The organism is Seohaeicola zhoushanensis (assembly GCF_014656415.1).
GTDB classification, from domain to species: Bacteria; Pseudomonadota; Alphaproteobacteria; order Rhodobacterales; family Rhodobacteraceae; genus Seohaeicola_A; species Seohaeicola_A zhoushanensis.
On sequence record NZ_BNCJ01000054.1, the window covers coordinates 1 to 4,928 of the forward strand.

Consider the following 4,928-nt stretch of genomic DNA (forward strand, 5'->3'; position numbering starts at 1 on the left):
AAAACATATGGGTCGTCAGTGTGCCGAACCGCTTGCACGGTCCGGGCGTCGGAACGACTTGGTCGCCCGAACCACCACGACCGGCGGGGATAGGGGGCGTCGGCGATTGAGGTGAGACCCGCGCATGGGTTTCGGAGGGTGGATGCCCGCCCGCTCCGCCTGCGCCCGCACGTCCGGATCGGGGAACGCTTTCGCGATGTCCATGAAGACACCTGCCAATTGAGGAATGTAGCGGGCCGGGAGATGGCCGATGACCGGGGTTCCGCCATCCGGGCAAGGTTCGATGCGCGGGTCGGTATGATCGACGCGGATCCTGCGTGCACAGACAAACCGCGTCGGCCGGTCAAGCCCGCAGGCCGCGAAATCGGCCTCGACGCTGACCTCGAGACCTCGGTTCGAGTTGGTTGTGGAGGTGGTGCCGTAGGCGATCACAAGTTCCGTCCCGATAGCCTGGAGCACGAGGCAGGGGCGTGCGTACGATGGCCCCTCGCGGCGCGGAAATCGGAAGCAGACGATGTCGCCAGCGTGAAAACGGAAATGGGCATTCGACATGATGAGTCCAACTGAGTTTACGGGGTCGAGAACGGCCCGGCCGCGGAGAATCCGCGGCCGGATCGAGGGCATAGGTTGGGATTTGAAGAGCGGGATAGCCGCCGCGCATCGGCCGGATTGGATCCGGTGATCTCGGTCGCAGGCCACTACCTCAGAATCGGCTGAGCATTCCGGGGTGCGCGAGGATACGCTCTGCAATGTCGCGTCGATGCGTTTCGTCCTGGACGAGCGCCGTCCTTGCGAGGCGCAGCGCCATCTCCGCGTCGACCTTCCCGATGCCCGCGACAAGGTGCGAGACAGCGGCACCGAGGGCTGCGGCACCGCCGGTGTCGTTCACCGCCACGGCCCGGCGCGGCTTCACCGCCCGATCCGGCCCGAGAGCGAACACGAACCGCGCGTTGCGCAGCGTGACTAGGTCGCAGACGAGTGCGGTCAGAGCCGCCTCGTCGAAGCGACCATGTTCGGCCACCTCGCCTCTCCCGTTCAGCCAGGCTGTTACGCGACGGGCCTGCGGCGACGTGTAGGTGCCGAGGACCGGTCGGAGTTCGGTCGCCAATACCGTGAGCATCGAACTGAGATGCGTTGGCATATCAGGTGTTCTGGGATCTTCGCCTGCCGCTCCCGCGGGCCTGGTCGTCGAAGTCTGTGTCATGTGGTTCTCCTGGATGATGTTGTGAACAACACCACCAACCACCCTGGCCCTCCCGGACCGGACGCGGTGTGAGGTGTCGCAGACCCCACCTCACGCCGCGTCCGGCCCTCGGCCAGCACCTGTTATCCCGCCCCTCGGCCTTGTCGCGATCGCCGGTCTCCGGAAACGGAAAGGGCGACGCCCGTGATCGGCGTCGCCCTCCAGTCTTCGTCATTATTGTGCGGTGCGATCGGACTGAACTTTTCCGAGAGGATCAGGTTGGAAGGTCTCCGTCCCTTGTCGGTCACGCGTAGGGGGCGGCCGCATAGAATGAGCTGTATCGAGGTTTCTTGGGACCTTTGCCGACTATTCTCTTGGGGGGTGTCCGTAAACCATGTTGGTCGCCAATGTAGCCTATGTTCAGTGCCGATGTGTTCAACTCCTGCTGCACGATCTTGTCGCCGGACTCCTCGACAACTTGGAAGCCTCGTGAAGCTGGTTCGGCTAGCAGCGACGGCTTCCCAATTCCCGAGCAACAGGAGAGGACGGCGTATTAACCGCCAGGGCCGTTTCTCATCGGATTTCTCTCCATGCTGTCATCGGCTCCTCGCGCCTCGATGCGCTCTGCCCCAGGCGGCGCAGCAAATATCCGTGCAACCTCCGTTTCGTGATCAACGCGGGTCATTGTTCTCCCGCGAGGCCATTTCAGCTCGATCTGCATGCGTGGGGTCGGGACTTTCGCCTGCCGCATCGCGCGGTCGATCAGAGTCAGAAGCTCATCCCGGCAGTCGACGTCCTGTTCGAAGCGCGACAGCCAGAACCGGACCGCATAGGAATTGCCGTCGCTTCCCAGCTCCTGCACACGGACGTCCGGTGCCGGTTCGGTCTGGATAAGGCGCGCCTCGCCAATGGCCTTCAGGATCATTTCCTTGGCGGCGTCCACGGAGACCTCATGTGCAAGCTTCAGAGACAACTGCGCCCGATACTGCGGTTTCGGCGCCGAGTAGTTGGTGATGCGTCGGCGTGCGATCTGGCTGTTCGGCAAGATCATGTAGGTGGAATCCTGCGTCAGCACCCGCGTCGTGCGCCAGCCGATCTCGATGACCTTCCCTCTTGCGACTTGCTCGATATCGATCCAGTCCCCGATCCGGTAGGGTGCCTCTACGCCGAGTGCGATGCCGGACAACGTATCGGCCACGACGTTCCGGATCGCGAAACCCAGCACCGCAAGTATCAAGCTCGATCCCGCCAGCGCGCCAAGAAGACCTTGTTCCAGCAGGAGCGCGGCAGAGCCAACGATCGCGGCGAAAAACAGCAGAACGGCCACGAGATCCCGAAACAGGCGCGGATAGGGACGCTTGTTGCGTCTCCGGCGATCTGCGAACAGGCCGAATAGCCTGTTACCGAGCCAGGCCGCGGCAAGGCAACCGGCAACGCCTCCAACCCGGCGGAGAGACATTCCGACCCGCCGCTCGACGTCCTGGTCGAAAAATACCAGGCCGACGGCGACAAGAAGCAGAATCGAAGGCACGATCAGCCGACGGAGATGAGAGAGAACTCTCATGTCAGCAGCTCTGTTGCAGAAGTCGCGATGGCCGGCGAGACCGGCACCGGAGGCAGGTCACGGCGGCACCGGCATGTCCCTCGACGGTAGAGCCACAACGACGACACGAAATTCGGATGATGGGTGTAGCGCCCCCGAGAATGTACCGACAGCTGGGACAACGATGAGCGGCTGCGCGCGGAAGCGATGTCTTGCAGGAGGGGCAGGCAAGCGGAAGGTGACGGTTCATGAGACCCTCTTTCAACGGGAAGGGAAGGCGCCGAAGCGGCGATTGCCGGTATCCCGGAAGGAGCATCGTGGCTTCGTCAGCGCATCGAGCGGCTCCTTCCGGGCAGGGCATGGGCTTCGACAAGGCCTCGGGAATGGCGGATCATTGTGCCGCCAGGCCTTCGGGGGCATCCTCGGACACGACGTGGAGCACGGTCAGAACTCGCCGCTCTCCGTCCCTGGTGTCCCAGTGGAGCGAGGCGTCCTCTGCCAGGCCGATCAGGGCAACCCCGATCGGTGTCAGGATCGAGATCCGGCCCTGTGCGATGTCGGCATCCTCGGGAAAGACTGGCGTTACCGTCTTTTCCTGGCCGGTCGTTTCATCGCGATAGGTGACACTGCGACCGATGGCCACCACGTTCTGCGGGAGTTTCGCCGCTGAAACGACACGGGCCCGGCCGATTTCACCGAGCAGTCGGTCAGCAAGGTCGGGGTTACGCTGGATCGCGCCCTCCGCAAGTGCCTCGAACCTACCAAGGCAGTCGGCGCCTATGACGACCCTGGGCCGCCGGCCGGTGCCACGAGGAGTGGAGCGTTGTTTGTTCATCGTAGTATCCTTTCCACCTACTGGTGGTGTGAGTGAATTATGGGTGGCCAACGTCCCTGCCCCCCAGTGGCGGATCAGAGCATCCGCGCCTCGTGGTCAGGAGAGACTCGCATCCAGCACGGCGACCTCCATCCGCCCGTCGTCCCGCAGAAGAGGGACCTTCTGCAGCTTCCGCATCTCGATCAGGCTCACCCCAAGCAGCTAAGCGCCGAGAAATTAACTCGGGACCGGCAAACGGCTCATGGAACGCACATCGGTGCCAGCACCCGCGCCGCCGCTCATTTAGGTGACGTTGCATCCGGCCACGGCGAGATTGGGTGAGGCTGGTTCGGGAGGTCCGCGCGAGATCCGCAGCTTGTGGCGCAGCAGCCCGTTAAGAAGTTGGGGACTTGGCGCATTCTTGGCTCCGCGATGGCGGATCAGGTGCTTGATGCCGACATGACGCTCGCCATCGACCTCCACAAGTTAGGCAAAGCGGTGGAATAATCCAGACCAAGTCTCCCGGAGTGGCCGGCGGTTGTGCTGCGGGGTGGTTTCGACCGATGTTGCGAGACCGCCATCGTCTTCCCAACGCGCCAGACATGCGGCGCTCGGCTCCGCGGTCGACCCGCCAATATCTCTTGGCAGGAAAATATCTGGAAACAGATCTTCGAAATCTGCTTTGCAAATCATCATTTCGTCACTCCTTTTTGATCGCTCCTTAGCGAGCCACCACGCGGCCAAAGCCGCGCACCACTGTGGTCCAGTGGTGCGCGTACTTGATGCAGAAATCCTGCCTATGCCGTCCGGCCGTCGCGCCACCTCGCATCGAACTGCACAACCGAAGAAACTGGACGCATGCTCAGTTCGCGATCCGTGAGACCATCGACGACGCGCGGGATATCACTGCGTTCAATCCCGATGTCGCGTAGCAGGCGATCGTCCATACTTCGAAGAGTTTCGATCATCTTCCGGCGTTGCCAGTTGTGGAATACGGCCCGGAGCCAACGTCGAATAGCTCCGGGCTTGCGATTGTTACGACCGGCCGTTCGACGGGGTGGAAAGTGAGGGGTGATGGATTTGAAGGCGTGGGGGTGCATATGATTCTCCATGACGAGGAAACCGAACCGAGACGCACGCATCCCATCAGCCAGGCGACCCGCACAGGCGTGATCGTCCGGACAAATTGGCGCGTTCGCCACTTCGAATGATCTGCAAGAGATCGAGGAGACCCCGAAGCGCGGACAGGCAAGCGGCCTGATCCCGCCCGGGGCTACCGGCGGTTCAGTGTGTTTCCTGCGTTGAGCAGGTACCTCGTATGAAGACTGAAGGTGACGTCCCGGTGCGTGGTGTAGCTGTCGGTGGCCATCGGGTTTCTCGGTAGGGTC

General features: G+C 62.5%; 5 protein-coding genes. All 5 read right to left on the reverse strand.

The genetic code is table 11. The features are described from left to right. Window positions 1-15: 15 nt before the first annotated feature. Window positions 16-552, reverse strand: coding sequence for a hypothetical protein (locus tag IE266_RS26535; protein WP_189683150.1), 537 nt, complete (start codon window positions 550-552; stop codon window positions 16-18). A 151-nt stretch (window positions 553-703) separates the two neighbouring features. Beyond that, window positions 704-1,204 (reverse strand): hypothetical protein, encoded by a 501-nt coding sequence (locus tag IE266_RS26540; RefSeq protein WP_189683151.1) that lies wholly within the window; start codon window positions 1,202-1,204, stop codon window positions 704-706. Between the two features lie 532 nt (window positions 1,205-1,736). Beyond that, entirely contained in the window at window positions 1,737-2,747 is a 1,011-nt protein-coding gene (locus tag IE266_RS26545; protein WP_189683152.1) for a mechanosensitive ion channel family protein, read from the reverse strand. Between the two features lie 370 nt (window positions 2,748-3,117). Further along, window positions 3,118-3,561 (reverse strand): nucleoside diphosphate kinase regulator, encoded by a 444-nt coding sequence (rnk, locus tag IE266_RS26550; RefSeq protein WP_189683153.1) that lies wholly within the window; start codon window positions 3,559-3,561, stop codon window positions 3,118-3,120. Window positions 3,562-4,337: 776 nt separating this feature from the next. Continuing rightward, entirely contained in the window at window positions 4,338-4,682 is a 345-nt protein-coding gene (locus IE266_RS27325; RefSeq protein WP_373310621.1) for a DUF1127 domain-containing protein, read from the reverse strand. Between the last annotated feature and the right edge of the window lie 246 nt (window positions 4,683-4,928).

Bases quoted from the DNA above. Each gene is read 5' to 3' on its own strand.
- IE266_RS27325 (WP_373310621.1), bottom strand. From the start codon at position 4,682: ATGCGTGCGTCTCGGTTCGGTTTCCTCGTCATGGAGAATCATATGCAC.
- IE266_RS26540 (WP_189683151.1), bottom strand. From the start codon at position 1,204: ATGACACAGACTTCGACGACCAGGCCCGCGGGAGCGGCAGGCGAAGAT.
- rnk (WP_189683153.1), bottom strand. From the start codon at position 3,561: ATGAACAAACAACGCTCCACTCCTCGTGGCACCGGCCGGCGGCCCAGG.
- IE266_RS26545 (WP_189683152.1), bottom strand. From the start codon at position 2,747: ATGAGAGTTCTCTCTCATCTCCGTCGGCTGATCGTGCCTTCGATTCTG.
- IE266_RS26535 (WP_189683150.1), bottom strand. From the start codon at position 552: ATGTCGAATGCCCATTTCCGTTTTCACGCTGGCGACATCGTCTGCTTC.